Annotated in this window: 14 protein-coding genes and 1 pseudogene; 12 read left to right on the forward strand and 3 right to left on the reverse strand. The window is 57.0% G+C overall.

What is annotated here, in order from left to right:
* Positions 1-11 precede the first annotated feature (11 nt).
* Positions 12-2,408 (forward strand): ATP-binding protein, encoded by a 2,397-nt coding sequence (locus ACP5OT_RS07640; protein WP_428131805.1) that lies wholly within the window; start codon positions 12-14, stop codon positions 2,406-2,408.
* Positions 2,409-2,587: 179 nt separating this feature from the next.
* On the opposite strand, the gene ACP5OT_RS07645 is transcribed toward ACP5OT_RS07640, so the two are convergent.
* Positions 2,588-4,663 carry an NAD(+) synthase gene (locus ACP5OT_RS07645; protein ID WP_424674859.1) on the reverse strand — a complete coding sequence of 692 codons (2,076 nt, stop codon included), beginning with the start codon at positions 4,661-4,663 and terminating at the stop codon, positions 2,588-2,590.
* 192 nt (positions 4,664-4,855) lie between these two features.
* Here ACP5OT_RS07645 and ACP5OT_RS07650 point away from each other — a divergent pair, with 192 nt between their 5' ends.
* The 5 genes from ACP5OT_RS07650 (at position 4,856) to ACP5OT_RS07670 (ending at position 11,448) form a co-directional block, all read left to right on the forward strand.
* Positions 4,856-6,316 carry an NAD-dependent succinate-semialdehyde dehydrogenase gene (locus ACP5OT_RS07650; RefSeq protein WP_428131807.1) on the forward strand — a complete coding sequence of 487 codons (1,461 nt, stop codon included), beginning with the start codon at positions 4,856-4,858 and terminating at the stop codon, positions 6,314-6,316.
* Positions 6,297-7,586: a flavin monoamine oxidase family protein gene (locus tag ACP5OT_RS07655; RefSeq protein ID WP_424674857.1), complete on the forward strand. Its 1,290-nt coding sequence runs from the start codon at positions 6,297-6,299 to the stop codon at positions 7,584-7,586. The genes ACP5OT_RS07650 and ACP5OT_RS07655 overlap by 20 nt, the downstream gene beginning before the upstream one ends.
* Positions 7,587-7,602: 16 nt before the next feature.
* Positions 7,603-9,189 carry an amidase gene (locus ACP5OT_RS07660; protein ID WP_428112226.1) on the forward strand — a complete coding sequence of 529 codons (1,587 nt, stop codon included), beginning with the start codon at positions 7,603-7,605 and terminating at the stop codon, positions 9,187-9,189.
* Between the two features lie 79 nt (positions 9,190-9,268).
* Positions 9,269-11,041, forward strand: coding sequence for an acetyl-CoA carboxylase biotin carboxylase subunit (accC, locus tag ACP5OT_RS07665; protein ID WP_428131809.1), 1,773 nt, complete (start codon positions 9,269-9,271; stop codon positions 11,039-11,041).
* A gap of 83 nt (positions 11,042-11,124) precedes the next feature.
* Complete coding sequence (locus ACP5OT_RS07670; RefSeq protein ID WP_424674854.1) at positions 11,125-11,448, forward strand: cupin domain-containing protein; 324 nt, start codon at positions 11,125-11,127, stop codon at positions 11,446-11,448.
* On the opposite strand, the gene ACP5OT_RS07675 is transcribed toward ACP5OT_RS07670, so the two are convergent.
* A complete protein-coding gene (locus ACP5OT_RS07675; protein WP_428112224.1) occupies positions 11,424-12,188 on the reverse strand; it encodes a metalloregulator ArsR/SmtB family transcription factor in 765 nt (254 codons plus the stop codon). The genes ACP5OT_RS07670 and ACP5OT_RS07675 overlap by 25 nt on opposite strands.
* A gap of 187 nt (positions 12,189-12,375) precedes the next feature.
* Here ACP5OT_RS07675 and prmC point away from each other — a divergent pair, with 187 nt between their 5' ends.
* The 5 genes and pseudogenes from prmC to ACP5OT_RS07700 all read left to right on the forward strand — a co-directional run bounded on the left by prmC (position 12,376) and on the right by ACP5OT_RS07700 (position 16,381).
* Positions 12,376-13,227, forward strand: coding sequence for a peptide chain release factor N(5)-glutamine methyltransferase (gene prmC, locus ACP5OT_RS07680; RefSeq protein ID WP_424674852.1), 852 nt, complete (start codon positions 12,376-12,378; stop codon positions 13,225-13,227).
* Positions 13,228-13,284: 57 nt separating this feature from the next.
* A complete protein-coding gene (locus tag ACP5OT_RS07685; RefSeq protein ID WP_424674851.1) occupies positions 13,285-13,932 on the forward strand; it encodes a hypothetical protein in 648 nt (215 codons plus the stop codon).
* A complete protein-coding gene (locus ACP5OT_RS07690; RefSeq protein WP_428112220.1) occupies positions 13,929-14,861 on the forward strand; it encodes an alpha/beta fold hydrolase in 933 nt (310 codons plus the stop codon). Before ACP5OT_RS07685 ends, ACP5OT_RS07690 begins: the two co-directional genes overlap by 4 nt.
* Positions 14,862-15,049: 188 nt before the next feature.
* Positions 15,050-15,601: pseudogene (locus ACP5OT_RS07695) on the forward strand (ABC transporter ATP-binding protein); the annotation flags it as partial.
* A gap of 30 nt (positions 15,602-15,631) precedes the next feature.
* Positions 15,632-16,381: a heme exporter protein CcmB gene (locus tag ACP5OT_RS07700; RefSeq protein WP_424674848.1), complete on the forward strand. Its 750-nt coding sequence runs from the start codon at positions 15,632-15,634 to the stop codon at positions 16,379-16,381.
* Positions 16,382-16,435: 54 nt separating this feature from the next.
* Here the strand turns inward: ACP5OT_RS07700 and ACP5OT_RS07705 are convergent, their stop codons facing one another.
* Positions 16,436-18,130: a methylmalonyl-CoA mutase family protein gene (locus tag ACP5OT_RS07705; protein WP_424674847.1), complete on the reverse strand. Its 1,695-nt coding sequence runs from the start codon at positions 18,128-18,130 to the stop codon at positions 16,436-16,438.
* A 26-nt stretch (positions 18,131-18,156) separates the two neighbouring features.
* Here ACP5OT_RS07705 and ACP5OT_RS07710 point away from each other — a divergent pair.
* Positions 18,157-18,408, forward strand: a 252-nt coding sequence (locus ACP5OT_RS07710) for a hypothetical protein (protein ID WP_428131812.1), incomplete at its 3' end; no start/stop codon positions are given.

Consider the following 18,408-nt stretch of genomic DNA (forward strand, 5'->3'; position numbering starts at 1 on the left):
GAGACGCTTGCATGCAAACCGTTCCACTACCCTTACGTGGATCGCTCATTGGCTTAGTTGGCGCTGCGGTGTTAGTAGGTGTCATTTCAACCCTCTTGGCACCACCAATACCGCTTGATCTTGCCGCCTGGCTTGCGGCGACGCTGTTTGCCGTTGGCTTGACCATCTTTGAAGCGTTGACCATCGTGCGCCAAAACGACCGTCCATTGGCGGTAACGTTGGTGTTGCTGATAGCCGGCATGATCATTCTGCCGTGGCCGCTATTTTTGCTGGCCGTAGCGATCGGTGCGATTGCCGGCTCGTTGGCGCGGGCTATGACTTGGTGGCAGGCAATTGCACTAGCGGCAGTACGTTGGATCGCACTGACTGCCGGTAGCATCGTCTTGATGATCTTTGTCCAGCAACCGGTCTATAGCGCGAACATCGCTTCACCGGCAGCTCTGTTTGGCTTAATCGGGAGCGGGCTGGTCATTTATCTGATTGATCGACTCGCCAGTGTGAGTTTGGCAGTACCCTTGACCGGCAAACAGTTATCGGAGGTCTTTCAACTACGGCTTGATGATGCGGGTTGGTATGCTCTGATTTTTGCCCCGTTGGGGGGGATGCTGGCCATCCTCTGGCAACAAGAGATATGGGCCTTTGCCCTTGGGATCGCCCCGCTGGCGATGGTTCAAATCAGTTTACGTCGGCAGCATAAACTTGAAGAGGCATTGACCATCGCCGACACGCAATTGCGCAGCGCTAATGAACGGTTGCTGATGTTGTCGCGTCAGAGCGACCATTTGCAGAGTCTGGTCGTATCACTGATGACCAGTCGTGATGTACCGACGATGCTCAACCTGCTGGGTGAGCGGTTGAGTGCGCTGATGGAGGCCGACAGTGCGTGGGTTACGCTCTACGATGAGCAAGGCCGGCTCCAATTGGTTGCCTCGCACCACTTGCCGGTCCCGACCGCAGGGCTTGGTCCACAACCCATCCCCCTACCGCACAGCTATGAAACAGCACTCGAACGGCGGCGCGTTACCCTTTTCACCGATCAGCATGTGCAATCACTGGGGCCGGTACCGGCGCTGACCCAACAATCGCCGTGGCAAGCCATTATTCTGTTACCGTTGCTCGATGAGCAACAGCCGCTCGGCGCCGTTTGTTTGGCGTTTGAGACGGTACGCAGCCTAAAAGAAGAAGAACAGCGGTTGTTGGCTGCGTTTGCTCGGCACGCAGCGGCGGTGATTCACAATGCCCGTCTCTTCCGTCGTTGGCAAGAGTCGCAAAGTGAGCTAGGCCGCTCGGCGAAGCTTGCTGCCGTTGGTACGTTTGCTGCCAGCATTGCCCACGAGTTCAATAATTTGCTGTCGGGCATGTTGGGTTATGCTCAGCTCGGTCTGGCCGACAACGACGTTGATATGAAGAATGAGGCATTGAAGGTTGTGCTCGATACGTGCAAGCGCGGTCGCAGTATTACCGGAAGTCTGCTCACCTTTGCCCGCCGACGCGATTCGCGGCGTGAATTGTCGGATCTCCGCGAAGTGGTTGAGGGTACACTGACACTGATGGAGATTGACTTGCGCAAACACAGTGTGCGAGTGGTGCGCCAGATCGAGGTAGTCCCGCCTACTATCTGCGATGCCGGTCAAATCTCGCAAGTGTTCCTCAACCTGCTTACCAATGCCCGTGATGCGATGAAACCCAAGGGAGGCACGCTGACCGTGACCCTGAAAGCCGAAGGTGAATGGATTATGTTGCAGGTTGCAGATACCGGTTGTGGTATTCCCGAAGCCATTCGCCGCCGGATTTTTCAACCGTTTGTCACCACCAAAAACAGCACCGGTAGTCAATCGGGGACCGGTTTGGGCTTGGCCGTGTCATATGGGATCGTCCAGAACCACAACGGTCGCTTTGAAGTCGAGAGTGAAGTCGGCAAAGGTACCACAATGACGATTTGGTTGCCGATTATCCAAGAGGAAGTGGCAGAGCCGGTAAGTGTGCCGATCCCCGCCCTGCGCATACTGGTGATCGATGACGACGAAGCAGCGGCGCGTACACTAAGCAATCTGCTCGAACAGGCCGGTCATCATGTTACCTATTGTGCGCGGAGTGCCGAGGCCATCGAGATTTACAATGCCAACCCCTTCGATATTGTCTTGAGCGACGTGGTGATGCCCGAACTCGATGGGATCAGCCTCCTGAATGTTTTACGCACATACGACCCCACAGCAACGATAATTCTCTTTACGGGCCAAGTTGAGCCTGATCAGGTAGCGGCCATGGCGGCCAGTGGTGCGTATGCTGTGCTCCGAAAGCCCTTTGCCGCCGACGAGTTAATGGCTACCGTGCAGTCGGCGTATCATGATCGTGAACGTGCGCGTCGGTCGTTGACCGGAATTGCCGAACCGGAATTGCGGCGCTGAAAAGATAGCGTGAGTAAAGGCAGTAATCGGATTTCTCCCGCAGGTGGTAGAACGGCTTTAACGGTGCGGAGCGCAGACCGTCTCAACTTATGCAGTGGTCTCACCGATCTTGCAAAGTGGGTCAGAGATAGCGAGCGCGCAGATAGAGGAATATCGCGCGCTCTGCGGTTTAGCGTTGATTACTCTTGCTTATTCAAATCCTCGATCAATCGATCAATTTCGGCTAACCACACCGTCGCACTCGCATCGCTCGGTGCCCGCCAGTCACCGCGTGGCGAGAGTGATCCACCTGAACCAACTTTCGGGCCGTTTGGCATCGCCGAGCGTTTGAATTGACTTATCTGAAAGAAGCGATAGAGAAACACGCGCAGCCAGTGCAGAATGATCGGAAGATCGTAGGCGCGGCGTTTGTGTTCCGGTAGACCTTCCGGCCACGCCCCCCGATCGGCATCACGCCATGCGTGCATGGCTAAAAAGGCGACTTTACTGGGCCGAAACCCGTAGCGGGTAATGTAGTAAAGGTTGAAGTCTTGCAGGGCATACGGGCCGATGATCTCTTCGGTACGCTGGGCCGGTTTGTCATCGTTGTTGTCCGCTGCCGGTACCAGTTCAGGTGAGATTTCGGTAGCCAGAATCTCTTCGAGTACTTTGTTAACCTCACTACCGAATTCGCCGCTGCGAATAACATACCTGATCAAGTGCTGAATGAGCGTTTTGGGCACCGACGCATTCACGTTATAGTGCGACATCTGATCGCCCACACCATACGTACACCAACCGAGCGCCAGCTCACTGAGGTCGCCGGTTCCTACCACAATTGCGTTGTGATAGTTGGCTAAGCGGAAGAGATGTGACGTTCGTTCACCGGCTTGCACGTTTTCGAAGGTAACATCGTAGACCGGTTTTCCTTCACCTGCCGGGTGCCCAAGGTCGCGTAACATCTGGAGCGCCGAGGGACGAATATCGATTTCATACGCGCTGACTCCGAGAGCGGCCATCAGTGCTTGCGCATTACGGTGGGTTTGCGCGCTTGTCGCAAAGCCGGGCATCGTGTAAGCCAACACGTTCTGCCGCGGCAAACCAAGCCTATCCATGGCGCGCACTGCCACGATCAGGGCTTGTGTGCTATCCAGCCCACCCGATACCCCGATCACAACCTTTGTGACCCCGGCACTGCGCATCCGCTGAATAAGCCCATGAACCTGAATGTTATACGCTTCATAACAGCGTTCATCGCGGGTAGCCGGATCGTCAGGCACGTAGGGAAACCGGGCAACCGTGCGGCGGAGATCGGTCACAAATGGTGGCCGGATCGCCAGCGTGATCCGGCGCATTGCGCGCAATCGCTCGCGGTAATCGCCGATGCTGTCACTAAAGCTCGTTTGACGCATTCGGTCTTGCACCAGACGTTCGAGGTCGACATCGGCGAAGATAATCTGCTCGTCATCGAGAAAGCGGCGGGATTCGGCCAATAATTCGCCGTTTTCACAGATCAGTGCATGACCATCCCACGCCAAATCGGTCGTGCTTTCGCCCAGCCCGGCAGCCGAATACAAGTAGGCGGCTATGGTGCGGGCCGATTGACTCAGGCAAAGAGCGCGGCGATAATCGGCTTTGCCAATCGTGATGTTTGAGGCTGATAGATTACAGAGGACGGTTGCACCAGCCAGTGCAGCGAAGGTACTCGGCGGTAACGGTGCCCACAAGTCCTCACAAAGCTCAACGTATACCGCTAGGCCGGGAATGGCTTCGGCTTCGTACAGAATGTTGGTCCCGAACGGTGCTCGTTGCCCGGCGATACGTATCGTATCGCCAATCGCATCACGGGCCGCGGCGAAGTGGCGTTTTTCGTAAAATTCGCGATAATTAGGTAAGTAGCTCTTGGGAGTCACGCCAACGATCTGTCCGCCGCAGAGGGCGACTGCACAATTGAACAACCGACCTTCGTGGCGGAGTGGTGCGCCCACGAGGAGCAGTGCGTTGAGATCGTGGGTTGCCACAGCGAGATCGATCAATGCCTGCTCGACCGCGTCGAGTAAGGTCGTTTGCTGAAAGAGGTCATCATTGCTGTAAGCTGAGAGACCAAGTTCAGGAAAGAGAACGACAACCGCCCCTTCATCGGCAGCGCGTCGCGCCAATGCACTCGTCCGCTCACCGTTAAAGGCCGGCTCGGCAATCCGGACTGCCGGAATGGCGACGGCCAGGCGGGCAAAGCCGTGATGATAGATGGAATAAAACTGATGATTTCGGCGCATACGAGTAATCCTTGGGGTGGGTATGTGGGCATACCAACTGCCGCTACAGTATACCGCGCGATAGAGGCGCTGTACAATACAATCGATGGTGATAATCGGAATGCACAGACGCGACGGTGCAAAAGTTCATGCGGCAGGCGAATCGTGATCGCGTAGCCTACCTCTGTGCATGCGACGAGAAAGGAGTTTGGAATGACTCTGGCAGTTGAAGGTCCCTTGACGACCCTTCCCTTTCGGTTGCTGATCAACGGTGAATGGCGTGAGGCTGAAAGTGGAGCGACGTTCGCCGTGACAAATCCGGCTAACGGTACAGTGCTCGGTCATGTGCCTGATGCCGGTGTGGCCGAAACCCGGGCGGCAATTGCCGCCGCCGTTGCTGCTCAACCGGCGTGGGCGGCAACCCCGGCCAGCGAGCGGGCAGCGCTGTTGCGGCGGGTAGCCGCGATGATGATCGAACGCCAACAGGAGCTGGCGACGATTATGACCCTCGAACAGGGAAAGCCGTTGGCTGAAGCGCGTGGTGAGATTGCCTACGCCGCCAGTTTTCTCAGTTGGTTCGCCGGTGAAGCAGAACGTATCTACGGCATGACGATCCCTGCCTCGACAAATGCCAAACGCATTCTCGTCCTGCGACAACCGGTTGGTGTCGTGGCACTGATTACCCCGTGGAACTTTCCGAGCGCAATGATCACCCGCAAGCTCGGACCGGCCCTCGCCGCCGGCTGTACGGTGATTGCCAAACCTGCCGAGCAAACGCCGCTTTCAGCACTGGCTCTCGGTCAACTCTTTATGGAGGCAGGCACCCCTCCCGGCGTCGTCAACATTGTCACCTGCCGCGATCCGCGTCCCTTCGCCGATACAATCTTTGCCGATACCCGCGTGCGCAAGATCAGCTTTACCGGTAGTACCGAGGTGGGCAAAGAGCTAATGCGCCGTTCCGCCGATACGCTCAAGCGAGTGTCACTCGAACTGGGTGGCAATGCGCCGTTCATCGTCTTTGCCGACGCCGATCTCGACGCCGCAGTCCGTGGTGCTATCGCCTCAAAGTTTCGTAATGCCGGTCAGACGTGTGTCTGCGCGAACAGGATTTTTGTCCAGCGCCCCATCTACGCTGCGTTTGCCGAACGGTTCGCTGCTGAGGTGGCGCGCTTGACCGTCGGTGACGGGTTACAGCCCGGTGTACATATTGGTCCCCTCATCGATGAGCAAGCGCGCCAGAAGGTGGAACGTCACATTCACGATGCCCTCACTGCCGGTGCGCGGGTCGTGGTTGGTGGAGGGCCGGCTCCACTCGGTGGCAATTTTTGGTTGCCGACCGTGTTGCTCGATGCGAATACCGATATGCTCGTCGCTCGTGAAGAAACGTTTGGTCCGGTAGCTCCGCTTATCCCCTTCGACGATGAAGATGAGGTGATTCGCAAAGCGAACGATACGCTCTACGGCCTCGCCGCCTATGCCTTTACCCGTGATGTAGGCCGGGTCTGGCGATTGGCCGAGGGTTTAGAATACGGAATTATCGGGATTAATGATCCTATTCCTTCCACGGCCCAGGCCCCGTTTGGTGGGGTCAAGCAGAGTGGGATAGGTCGTGAAGGGGGGCCCACCGGCATTGATGAGTATCTGGATATTAAGTATGTCTCAATCGGTATCTGATCAACGAGATGTTATTGTGATCGGGGCCGGTGCAGCCGGTTTGGCCGCAGCGCGTACTCTCCACGATGCCGGTCTGCGCGTGCTAGTGCTTGAGGCTCGTACCCGTATCGGTGGCCGGATCTGGACGGATCGGAGTTGTGGTCCATACCCGATCGAATTAGGGGCAGAGTTGATCCACGGTGCCCACACCAGTACCGTCGAGTTGGCGTCGGTCGCCGGATTAACTTTAGCCGAGGTTGATCGCTACCACGGTTTGCGCTGGGGGACACCGGCCCGGCCCTTGAGCGATTTGCCACCGGACGATCCGGATCGGCAAGCGATTGAGCGGGTGCGGGCCGTATGGAATAGGCTAGGGCAGCAGTACAGCGATGAGGCGGTTGATTGTGGGCTTGCCACCGAGCTGCGTCGGCAGGGCTGCGATCCTGCTACCTTGGCTATTGCCGATGTGGTATTGGCCCAAACCTACTGTGCTGAGATCGAGTCACTCAGTTGCGCTGATGTGGCTCGTGAACAACGTATCGACCGCGCAGGGCCGCGTGAGTTTCGGTTACGCGAACGCTACGATGCGCTCTTGACATGGTTGGCACGTGATCTCGACATACGGTTGGGATGGCCGGTACGGGCCATCACCGATACCGGCCGAGGCGTCATCATCGATACGACCGTCGCTTCGGTATCTGCGCGACAATGTATCATCACGGTACCGGTTGCCGTGTTAGCGGCAGGTATGATTCGGTTCGATCCACCACTTTCGGCAACCAAGCGAGCGGCCATTGCCGCCTTCCGTACCCGCCCCGCTACCAAACACTTTTTCTGGTTTGACGCACCGCTGTGGGATGAAGGGTTTACATATGCGGCTCATACCGGTCTCTTTGCCCGTTGGTGGACGCCCGCTCACCCCGATCTTACGGCACCATTGCAGTGTTGTTATGTCACCGCTGAGCGAGCCGCCGTCCTTGATCGGCTGCCAGATACAATAGTATGCGAATGGGGATTGGCCGAATTGAGCCGATTACTGGGCCGCAACGATGTCGCAACGCGGTGCATCGGTTTTCGCCGCTACCGCTGGGCTTGCGATGCATATGCACGTGGAGGGTATGCCCATCTCCCGCCAGGGATGGCATGGGCACGACCAGCCCTGGCTGCCGCCGAGGGCAATCTTCATTTCGCCGGTGAAGCGACGGCCTACGACAGCAACCCACAGACGGTTCATGGTGCGATTGATAGTGGGCGACGTGCTGCCCGTGACTGCCTTGCTGTGTTTTGCTGAATAACAGGGAGTTTCCATGCCTCATGACATGATCATCGACCGACTGCGTGCCGCATTACGCGCCGTCGGGATTCCGGCCACTGAGGCCGATTTTGCCGGTATCATTGAAAAAGGTTTTCTTGCCCGTTTTCCCGATGTTGAGCGCTTACTCGATGCGGTTGATCAAGAACAACTGCCGGATATGCTCGATGCTGCTAGTCTGCCACCGGCATCCAGTCCGCCCAACGGAGGGATACCCGCTGACGACGATCCAACCACCATTCTTGGGATAGCTACCCAATTACAGCGTCGGACCATCTCACCGGTTGAGCTGGTCGAACAGGCGCTCGAGCGGATTGCGACCCACGACGCCGACCTTAACGTCTTTCAGATTGTCATGGCCGAGAGCGCACTTGCCGATGCGCGTGCGGCCGAAACCGAATTGGCCACAGGGAAGATACGTGGCCCGTTGCACGGTGTGCCGGTGGCAGTTAAAGATCTGTTTGATGTAGCCGGTTATCCAACCGCAGCCGGTTCACGGATTCGTGCTGATGTTATGGCAACAACCGACGCGACCGTCGTCGAGCGGTTGCGTGCCGCCGGTGCCATCGTTATCGGCAAGACCCGTATGTCGGAGTTTGCTTACTCGCCCGGCTCGAACAATGCCCATTACGGACCAACCGCCAATCCTTACGACCGGCAACGTGACAGTGGTGGGAGCAGTAGTGGCAGTGGAGTCGCCACAGCAACCGGGATGGTATTTGCCGCTCTCGGCACCGATACCGGCGGCTCGATCCGGATTCCGGCTGCTCACTGTGGGATTGTCGGTCTGAAACCAACCCATGGCCGGGTTAGTCTGGCCGGTGGCTTCACCCTTTCATGGTCACTCGATCATGCCGGGCCAATGACCCGCTCGGTATCCGATGCCGCCCTTATGCTCAGTGTCCTGGCCGGTCCCGATCCGCGTGATCCGCGCACCTTACGGCCGGCTCCCGACTTTACCGGTGGTGGTTTGGTTGCCGGTGTGCGGAATCTGCGGGTAGGCCTGCTCACCGCCGACGGTAGCGGACAACCGATGGCTGAAGCAGCCGAGTTAGCGGCAATGCAGCGTGTCGCCGATGTGTTGGCCGGGCAGGGTGCCATCGTGATCCCACTTGAACTCCCCGAACTTGAAGCCCTGCGACTGCTCAACCAGGCCTTGCTCGCTATGGAGGCTGCGGCTCTTCATCTTCCCTGGTTACGCATCCGGCTCGATGACTACGGCGAATTTATGCGGCACCGGATTCTCGCCGCGTTCATTTATTCACCGGTCGATGTTACGCGCGTTCAGCAAGCACGAGCCATCTTTCGGCGGCGGGTAGCGGCACGTCTGGCTGAGGTTGACCTGCTCATTACCCCGACAGTTCCCGGACCTGTGCCGGCACTGGGGGTGCCGACTCCAACGTCGTTTACCGGGCCATGGAACTTTTTGGGTTGGCCGGCCCTTAGCTTACCGGCGATGCTCGGTACAGATGACCTGCCGCATGCCGCCCAATTGGTTGCTCGTCCATGGAACGAACCGTTACTATTACGAGCGGCGTTCGCCGCTGAACAAGCCCTCGGACGATGGGTGCCGTCATTGTAACACGATGCGCTATGCTACAATTGGCATCCGCGCCGCACAGAGTTGAAGCGGCGTCGAGCAGCATTGAGGAGCGGCTGCAATGTTTCGTACCGTATTGGTTGCTAACCGCGGCGAGATTGCGTTGCGTGTCATGCGTGCCTGCCGCGAATTGGGGTTGCGTTGCGTTGCCGTCTATTCCGAGGCCGATCGCGACTCGCCCCACGTAGCTTATGCCGACGATGCGTATCTGATTGGCCCCGCCTCGCCGGCTGAAAGCTATCTCAACATTGAAGCGATTATTCGCGCAGCCAAAGCCACCGGGGCCGAGGCGATCCATCCCGGTTACGGCTTTTTGGCCGAAAACGCCGGTTTTGTCCGAGCCGTTACCGCCGCCGGCTTGGTCTTTATTGGGCCACCGGCTGAGGCCATGGAACGGATGGGAGGGAAGACGGCGGCCCGTCGCGAAGCCACGGCTGCCGGTGTACCGGTTGTGCCCGGCGTTCTTGAACCGGTGACCGATGCGGCAGAGGTGTGCCGGTTGGGCAAGGAATTCGGCTACCCGATTGCCATTAAAGCAGTTGGTGGCGGTGGTGGACGTGGTCTGCGAGTGGTACGTTCGCCTAATGAGGTGGACGAGGCGTTTGCTGCCGCTCGCCGCGAGGCGGAAGTTGCGTTCAAGAACGGTGAACTCTACGTCGAAAAGTATCTTGATAATCCGCGCCATATCGAGATCCAGATTCTGGCCGACCGTTATGGGAATGCCGTTGCGTTGGGTGAACGCGACTGCTCGGTGCAGCGCCGCCATCAGAAATTGATCGAGGAGTGCCCCTCACCGGCCCTTACTCCAGAACTACGGGCTGAGATGGGAGCGGCAGCGGTCCGGCTTGCCAAAGCGGTAGGCTATGTCAGTGCTGGAACGCTGGAGTTTCTCTATCAAGATGGCCGCTACTACTTCCTCGAAATGAACACTCGGATTCAAGTCGAACATACCGTCACCGAGATGGTCTACGGGGTCGATCTCGTTGCGGCTCAGATCCGAATCGCCCAAGGTGAGCGCCTCTGGCTCAAACAGGAAGATTTGGTACCGCGCGGTCATGCGATTGAATGCCGAATCAACGCTGAAGATCCGCTCCACAATTTCCGCCCGGCCCTCGGTGCGATCGGCGCATACCATGAACCGACCGGGTTTGGCGTGCGTGTTGATAGCGGGGTACGGGCCAATTACCTTGTCCCTTCACATTACGACTCACTGCTGGCGAAATTGATTACCTGGGGAGCCGATCGTAACGAGGCGATTGCTCGGATGCGGCGGGCACTCGCCGAGTATCGGATTGAAGGGGTTACGACGATCATTCCCTTCCACCGGGCCGCACTCGAACACCCCGTTTTCGTGGCCGGCGAGGCGACGGTGAATTTTATTCCCCGTCATCCCGAACTCTTCACCCGTACAGCTGAATTGATGCCACCATCCACCACACCGGCGCCTGTCGAACCTGCACCCGAACCTCGCCGGTTTACCGTGGAGGTCAATGGACGACGGTTTGGCGTAGCCGTGTTTGGCGATGGCGTGAGCGCAGCCACCGTGCAGTCGGCGATACGTACCTTAACACCACGTCGTGCCATAACCAAGAAAACGACGCTTGCCGCACCGGTTGATGGCGTCATCAGTCCGATCCAAGGTCGCGTGGTGGCGGTACGGGTCGCTCATGGTCAGCATGTCGAAGCTGGCCAAGTCCTCTTCATCGTTGAAGCGATGAAGATGGAGAATGAGATTACCGCACCGCATAGTGGTACCATCGGCGAAGTACGAGTCGATGTCGGCACGACGGTCGAAGCCGGTGCCGTGTTGGCGACGTACCAATTAACAACCTGACGGCTCTTCGTCTCGACGGTGCAGCGCCACCCTCCCGACGGTGTGGCGCTCATTGTCGCCTCCTTAACCCACAGGAGACACCCATGCCCGAACGACCATGGATCGAATTATTTCCCGGTGTGTGGCGGCGGCGCATTGCATTGACCGACCGCATGTACCAGATGGAGGTTCGTTTGGCCGTAGGAAGCCATGTACCGCTTCACAGCCATCCTGAAGATCAGGTAGCGTATATCGTCAGTGGGCACCTACGCTTTCAGGTCGGCGATAATTTGCTCGACGCGACTGCCGGTCAATCAGTGCCGATTCCCGGTGGTACCCCGCACGCCGTTTGGACACTCATCGACACATTGGCCATTGATACCTTCAGCCCACCGCGTACCGATTACCTCACTGCCGATGGTGACTGATCGGCAAACCACCGTGGGAGCAGCGCTAATAAGCCGCGTACTCGTTCATAGATCTCATCACGAGCGGTGATGAACGCGGCGCGACGTTCCTCTTCACTGCCAACAACAACTGCGGGGTCGGCAATGCTCCAGTGAATAGAGCGCGTCGCTTCCGGCCAGACCGGGCAGGTTTCCCGGGCAATATCGCAGACGGTCACGATCACATTAGGCTTCTGATTGAGAATTGCATCAATGGGTTTGGCTACTTGCCGATCAATCGGAACACCCGCCTCTTGCATCACGGCAATTGCTAATGGGTGTACCGGTTGTGGGTGGGTACCGGCGCTGAGCGCCATCACCTGACCATTACTTAGAACTCTCAACCATCCCTCTGCCATCTGCGAGCGCGCGCTGTTAGCACGACAAAGAAAAGCCACCTTCACATGCGGTAACGATGGTAGTGGCGTGGTTGGTATCGTCAGCTCCTCGCTTACCTGTGCCAGCAATCGCGCCAGTGCCGTCAAACTAAGGCTATAGTAGACGACTCGTCCGTCGGCATCACTGCGATGCGTGTTGACCAGCCCGGCTTGACGGAGTACGTGCAAATGGTACGAAACCAGGTTCTGTGCCAGGCCGGTGAGTGTCACCAATTCCGCGACTTGTCGGTCGCTCTCACGAAGCTCGCTGATAAGCTTCCAGCGCGTTTCATCGGCTAGCAGCCGCAGACCGGTAAAGGCTGATGACAGGTGCGGTGTTTTCATAATCCTAGCGATAGGTTTGCGTGGAATGACGCTGGTTATCGTAGCAGAGTCCGCTCGGATCGGCAAGATTCATCGTTTGCTTGCTCAATCGAGCTTGCAATAGGGTTGCTTTTGTTAACTATAAATTGTAGTACTTCGATCTGGCATAATATTAGGTATGAACAGCGGATTTATCCAGCACCAACCGATGACAATTCAGCAAGCACTTCGTGCAGCCACTGCACGCTTACAATCCATCTCGCCAACGGCCCGCCTCGATGCCGAACTATTGTTAGCCCACATCTTAGGTTGGTCGCGGGCGCGGGTCGTTGCCGAGCGTGAGGTTGTGCTTACTCCGGCCCAGCAGGAAGCGTTTGGCGCGCTGGTTGCACGACGTGCTGCTCGCGAACCGGTGGCCTACCTCATCGGGCATTGGCCATTTTTTGGTCTCGATTTGGTGGTGGATCGACGTGTGCTCATTCCCCGCCCCGAAACCGAGGTACTGGTCGAATTAGCACTGGCCGAAGCTCGGCGATACTCTGGAACGCAGATAACAATTGCCGATATTGGTATGGGTAGTGGCGCCATTGCCATTGCATTGGCGATCCATGTGCCAAACGCGACGGTGTACGGTGTTGATCGGAGTGCTGATGCGTTGGCGGTAGCAGCGCTTAATGTTGCCCGCTACAACCTGAGCGACCGGGTGGTCTTGTTAGAAGGTGACCTCCTCACTCCCTTACCCGGCCCTGTCGATCTCATCGTAAGTAATCCGCCGTACACCATCTTGGCCGAGGTTGACGAGGGTGTGTACCGGTACGAGCCGCATCTCGCGCTCGATGGTGGGTCTGATGGGTTAGATTGTTATCGCCGGCTGATTGCCGCCGCACCGGCGTATCTCAAACCCGGCGGGGCAATCTTGCTCGAAATTGGTGCATGGCAGGCTGAGGCTGTGGTACACTTGATAAATCAAGCATTCCTCCATGCTGAGGTGGGGGTGCAACGCGATCTCACCGGTCGCGATCGGGTTGTTTGGGCGCGTAATCGAGATGTCATCCGCTGATCTAGTCTGCCGATCCGATATGTCGTTATACTAAGGCAGAGGATCAGGAGGATCGCTATGACTGCACTCTTTGTCGCGCTCGGCATCGCTATTATCACTCTGCTCTTTATTCTGCTGTGGTATGTACCACATCTCTTGCAGCAGCAGGCCAGACGGAGCGCGCGTGAAGCGGCACAGTTGCGTGATATACTGCTCGACATGCTCAATGAACAGGAAGCTGTGATGCAGCGCCAAGCTCAGCTTAGTGCAGCAATGACCAATTTACAACAACAATTGTCTCAATTGACGGCAATGTCACCATCAAGTGCTACCGGCACCGTCGATACAGCAGTTGTGCGACAGTTGGAAGATCGGATAACAGCGCTGCAACAACAGATTCAGTGCTGGATTGAAGTTCGTGGTCGGCAGCAGCACCAGCACGATGTGAGCGAGAGTGAGGCCTGGGCGAACTTACTCAGTTTACTCGCTGCGATTCAAGAACGCATTGCTCAGCTTTCGACTGAACGCACTCTGGTGGCTGCCGGTTTGCAAGCACGCACCTTGCTTGAGGAACTCGAACAAGAGATGGCCCATCTCCGTAGCATCTCGGAAGATATTGCTACACTTCAATGGCGTCTACGCCGATCGTTGCAAGAACGTGAAACTAGTGTTGCCCAATTGCGCGCTCGCGCAGTTGGTTCATCCTCAACGGTGAGGCCAGTATGAGTATCATCGTCATCGACAATCAACGGGTGCATTACGAAGTGTTCGGGCGTGGTCGTCCGGTGGTGTTCCTCCATGGTTGGCTCGGTAGTTGGCGCTATTGGTATACGACCATGGAGATCGTATCACGGTACTTCCGCACCTATTCATTCGATTTTTGGGGCTTTGGCGAGTCGCTTACCAGTGAGATGCCAACCATCAGCGGTTACTCTCATCAGGTTATCCGCTTTCTCGATGCAATGGGTATCGAGAAAGCAGCATTGGTTGGGCACTCAATGGGTGGCATGGTCGCGATGAAAACGGCGATTGAGCATCCCGAGCGAGTGATGCGCGTAGTGACGGTGGGTGCGCCGATTAACGGTAATTCGCTCTCGTGGATGTTAAAGTTGGTCGACCGTCCGTTTTTTGCCGAGTTCTTTGCCCGCCGCCCTTGGTTGCGCCGTTCGCTATTCCGTTTCTTCTTCGGTGATTCGCTTGACCCCGAAGTTGATGAAGTGCTGGAAGATAGCACGAAGTCTACTGCCAATACGATTCGGGCGGCGATCCATTCGATGTGGCGCACCGATCTCACACCGATGCTGGGTAATCTCCGTGTGCCGGCGCTCATTGTGCATGGCGCGCGCGATGATATTGTTAACCCTAACCAACTTCAGCTCTTTACTTATGTTCCAATGGCGCAAGTGGTTCGGATGGAGCAAAGCCGTCATTTCCCCTTTGTTGATGAAGCCGATCGGTTTCACGAGATATTGCTCGCTTTTTTACAGCAACCCGATCCATTGACGCTTTCCGCACAGCGGACCACTGCATCGCAAGGCCCCTCTCAACCTACCAGCGCCTCCTCAGAACCAAATAATGTTGTCGATAGTAGTGAAGCGATGATCCCACCACCGATTGCTCCACCATCGCGACTGAGAGTGCCACCGGGCCGGTAGTTTGTCACTGTAAACCGAAAACCATCTCTCACCTACAGCCGCATACCGTGCGGCTGTCTCTTTTCGTTGAGTTTGGTATAATCCGCATATGGTAGGAATATTCCTGCCCGAACTGCGGATACCGTATGAAACTTCACGTTTTGCAGCTTAGCGCCGGTTACGGTGGACGTACTATTTTGCGTGATCTTAGTTTCACCCTCCAACGAGGTGAAGTATTGGTGGTCAGTGGTCCCAACGGCAGTGGCAAGAGTACCTTACTGCGGATCCTGGCCGGCTTGCAAGCACCCTCTGGAGGGTTGGCGTATTACGAAGTAGGTGATCAGCGGTTCGATCCGCGCGATGCGCGTCATCTGATCGGTTGGGTTGCACCTGATCTGGCCCTCTACCGTGAGCTGAGTGGGCTTGAGAACTTGCGTTTCTTTGCACAGGTGCGCGGTCTTACTATCTCTGACGACGCTCTCAACGAACTACTCACCTATGTCGGTCTGGGTCAGCGGGGGAATGACCGACTTGCCGCTTATTCTTCCGGCATGACCCAGCGCTTGCGTTACGCCTTTGCTCTGCTCCATCGTCCGCCGGTTTTATTGCTCGACGAGCCAACGGTGACGCTCGATGAGCGTGGGTCGGCGGTTGTTGAGCGGATTATTGCCGCGCAGCGTCAACGTGGGTTGACGGTGATTGCCACGAATGATCCCCGTGAATTGCGGTATGCCGACCTGTTAGTGAAGTTGGGCGGCTGAGTAGCCCGATCTGTGATGCGAGAAGGTGCTATGCATGAATCGATGGAGCAAGAAACATCCATTATCGATATTCCGGCGCCGCCACCGAGCGGGATCGGGGTCACGTTGCGGGCAGCATGGGCTATTTTTCGCAAAGATCTCGCGTGTGAGCTGCGCACGCGCTATGCGATTAACACCCTCCTACTGTTTGCCATCAGTGCGACAACTGCAGTGAGCCTTGGGGTTGGTTTCTTAGGCTTGCGGCGGACCGAAGAGGCGCTGTTGATTCAATCGGCGTTGTTGTGGGTGGCGCTACTCTTTGCCGCTTTGAATGGTTTGTCACGCAGCTTTGTTTACGAAGAGGAAGCCCGCACACTCGCTGCACTGCGTCTTTCGGCATCGCCGACCGCGGTTTTTTTAGGTAAGTTCTGCTTTAATCTGACACTGATACTTGTCCTCGCTCTCGTTACCAGTTTGCTCTTTATCGTTCTGCTGCGGGTGAAAGTTGGTAGTCCGCTGGCTTTTAGCGCAATCCTGGCCACCGGCGGGTTGGCGTTGACCTCAGCCACAACGATTATCGCAGCGATTATTGCGCGGGCGAGTTTTAAGGGTGCTCTCTTTGCCGTTCTGGCCTTTCCGTTACTCGTTGCGCCACTGATTATCGCGATTCAGGGCACAGCTCAATCACTCGAGAATGTCGCTGTTGATGTGGTGTTCGGGCCGATCCAGTTTTTGCTGGCGTATGTTGTGGTTACGTTTATGGCATCTTTGATATTATTCCCGTTTGTGTGGGAAGCGTGAGCAACAGTGACTATGGTAGGTCGGGGCAGCCATCAGCTACCCCGACCGTCGTGATTAGACAATGACCGTATCCTGTTGATACACGCCGAACACCTCGCGCAACACATCACACATCTCGCCGAGAGTGCAGTAGGCGCGCACGCAATTGAGGATCGCCGGCATCATATTGTCGCTTCCCTGTGCCGCAGCGCGTAGTTCGGCCAAGCGGCGGGCAACGAGCTCCTGATCGCGTTCGCGGCGCACGCGGTTGAGGCGTTCGAGGTGACGTTTCTCACCCTCAGGATCCATCTGAAGAATCGGAATCTCCAGTGGTTCGTCGGCTTGGAAGGCATTAACTCCGACGATAATTCGCTCGCCTTTGTCGATCTCTTGCTGATAGCGGTAAGCTGCATCGGCGATTTCGCGGTGGAAATAGCCGTTGCGGATCGCAGCAATCACACCGCCTTGGGCGTTGATGGTGTCGAAGATCTGCTGTGCCTCACGCTCCATACGATCGGTAAGTGCCTCAACGAAGTAGCTACCGCCGAGAGGGTCGACGGTGTTGGCGACGCCGCTCTCGTAGGCGATGATCTGCTGAGTGCGCAGGGCGATGGTGACCGCCTTTTCCGATGGTAACGCCAATGCCTCATCCATTGAATTGGTATGCAAGCTCTGGGTACCGCCTAGCACAGCGGCTAGAGCCTGAATTGCTGTGCGGACAATATTGATTTCGGGTTGCTGGGCGGTGAGTGAGCAGCCGGCCGTTTGGGTATGGAACCGGAGCCACCACGACCGTTCGTTTTTGGCGCCGTAGCGTTCGCGCATAGCGCGTGCCCAGATGCGGCGTGCTGCGCGGTACTTGGCGATCTCCTCAAAGAAGTCGTTGTGAGCATTAAAGAAGAAGCTGATCCGCGGGGCAAACTCGTCGATGTCTAACCCGCGTTCGAGGGCAGCTTCAACATAAGCGAAGCCATCGGCGAGCGTGAAGGCCAGCTCTTGGACGGCGGTACTCCCGGCTTCACGGATGTGGTAGCCACTGACGCTAATGGGATTCCACTGCGGTACGTGGCGGGTAGCGAACTCAATGGTATCAACTACCAACCGCATGCTTGGTTCGGGTGGGAAGATGTATTCGTTTTGGGCAATGTATTCTTTGAGAATATCGTTCTGGATGGTGCCACGCAGCTTACTCCATGGAATACCACGCTTTTCGGCAACGACCAGGTACATCGCCCAAATCATTGCTGCCGGCGAATTGATTGTCATCGAGGTGCTGACCTGATCGAGAGGTAGCCCATCGAGCAGAATCTCCATATCGGCCAGTGACGAGACGGCAACGCCGCATTTGCCAAACTCGCCTTCGACCAAGGGATGGTCGGTGTCGCGTCCGTACAGTGTCGGCATATCAAACGCAATCGACAGGCCGGTCTGCCCTTGTTCTAGCAAAAACTTAAAGCGAGCATTGGTCTCTTCGGCGCTGCCGAAGCCGGCAAACATACGCATGGTCCAGAGCTTACCGCGGTAGCCGGTGGGGTGAATACCGCGGGTGAACGGGTACTGTCCGGGATAGCCGATGTTGTGTAGAAAGTGTTCGGTGAGCGATTGACCGTTGGTCGCGAGGTCGAGCGGCGTGTAGAGCCGTTCGACAGGGGCACTACTGGTGGTCATGAAGGGGCCGGGTCGTTCGGGGGTACGTTTGAGCGTTGGCCAGAGACATTGCTGTTCCCATTGCTGCTGGGCCGCATTGAGCTGCTCGATCTCAGACATCATCGTCCCTCCTAACTGACGAATGTGCTATGGCTGCCAGTTCGATCACATTGCGCGCATGCTTCTATTGTACACCGGAGTCGTCCATCACCGAGCGGGCCAGGGCGAGGGCACTGACTGTGTGGGCGGCGGCGGCGCAGGCGGCGAGGGTGGCGCCGGTGGTGAGGACGTGGGCGACGCAGGGTGGCGTGATGCCGTTATCCTCCGGCATCGTCCATCACCGAGCGGGCCAGGGCGAGGGCACTGACTGTGTGGGCGCCAGCGGCGCGCAGGGCGGCGGC

This window comes from Chloroflexus sp. (genome assembly GCF_049970315.1).
Lineage (GTDB): Bacteria > Chloroflexota > Chloroflexia > Chloroflexales > Chloroflexaceae > Chloroflexus.

Coding starts and splice junctions, on each gene's coding strand:
- ACP5OT_RS07640 (WP_428131805.1), top strand. CDS start 12: ATGCAAACCGTTCCACTACCCTTACGTGGATCGCTCATTGGCTTAGTT.
- ACP5OT_RS07645 (WP_424674859.1), bottom strand. CDS start 4,663: ATGCGCCGAAATCATCAGTTTTATTCCATCTATCATCACGGCTTTGCC.
- ACP5OT_RS07650 (WP_428131807.1), top strand. CDS start 4,856: ATGACTCTGGCAGTTGAAGGTCCCTTGACGACCCTTCCCTTTCGGTTG.
- ACP5OT_RS07655 (WP_424674857.1), top strand. CDS start 6,297: ATGTCTCAATCGGTATCTGATCAACGAGATGTTATTGTGATCGGGGCC.
- ACP5OT_RS07660 (WP_428112226.1), top strand. CDS start 7,603: ATGCCTCATGACATGATCATCGACCGACTGCGTGCCGCATTACGCGCC.
- accC (WP_428131809.1), top strand. CDS start 9,269: ATGTTTCGTACCGTATTGGTTGCTAACCGCGGCGAGATTGCGTTGCGT.
- ACP5OT_RS07670 (WP_424674854.1), top strand. CDS start 11,125: ATGCCCGAACGACCATGGATCGAATTATTTCCCGGTGTGTGGCGGCGG.
- ACP5OT_RS07675 (WP_428112224.1), bottom strand. CDS start 12,188: ATGAAAACACCGCACCTGTCATCAGCCTTTACCGGTCTGCGGCTGCTA.
- prmC (WP_424674852.1), top strand. CDS start 12,376: ATGACAATTCAGCAAGCACTTCGTGCAGCCACTGCACGCTTACAATCC.
- ACP5OT_RS07685 (WP_424674851.1), top strand. CDS start 13,285: ATGACTGCACTCTTTGTCGCGCTCGGCATCGCTATTATCACTCTGCTC.
- ACP5OT_RS07690 (WP_428112220.1), top strand. CDS start 13,929: ATGAGTATCATCGTCATCGACAATCAACGGGTGCATTACGAAGTGTTC.
- ACP5OT_RS07700 (WP_424674848.1), top strand. CDS start 15,632: ATGCATGAATCGATGGAGCAAGAAACATCCATTATCGATATTCCGGCG.
- ACP5OT_RS07705 (WP_424674847.1), bottom strand. CDS start 18,130: ATGATGTCTGAGATCGAGCAGCTCAATGCGGCCCAGCAGCAATGGGAA.